The sequence below is a fragment of the Archaeoglobus neptunius genome, assembly GCF_016757965.1.
Taxonomy (GTDB): Archaea; Halobacteriota; Archaeoglobi; order Archaeoglobales; family Archaeoglobaceae; genus Archaeoglobus; species Archaeoglobus neptunius.
Map to the genome: position 1 here is coordinate 1 of NZ_JAEKIW010000031.1, position 461 is coordinate 461.

Here is a 461-nt window from a genome sequence, read left to right on the forward strand (position 1 = left end):
GCATACAACTACCAGCTCTTAATAAAGCACATTTTTGAGAGCGGTGTGAATTACGCCCCGAAGCAGGAAGTTGTTTACAGGGATCTGAAAAGATACACCTTCAGAGACATATACGAAAGGGTGCACAGACTGGCGAGCGCACTGGAAGAGCTTGGGGTTAAGAAGGGAACCAGGGTGGCGGTTCTTGACTGGGACAGCAACCGCTACCTGGAATGCTATTTTGCAATCCCGATGATGGGTGCCGTTCTGCACACCGTCAATGTCAGGCTCAGTCCCGATGATATCCTGTACACCATGAACCACGCTGAGGATGAGGTTGTTCTCGTTTTCAAGGACTTCGTACCCCTTGTCGAATCCATAGCCGACAAGCTTGAAACGGTAAAAAGCTACGTCATCATGACGGACGACACAATGCCGGAAACAAAGCTGACTGACATCGAGTATGAGGAAATGCTCAGGAA

The 461-nt window shown here is 49.2% G+C and carries 1 protein-coding gene; it reads left to right on the plus strand.

Going from position 1 to position 461, the window contains the following annotated elements; all coding sequences use genetic code 11:
- Positions 1 to 461 (plus strand): AMP-binding protein (locus JFQ59_RS12350; RefSeq protein ID WP_202320811.1); only part of this gene is annotated, 461 nt, incomplete at both ends.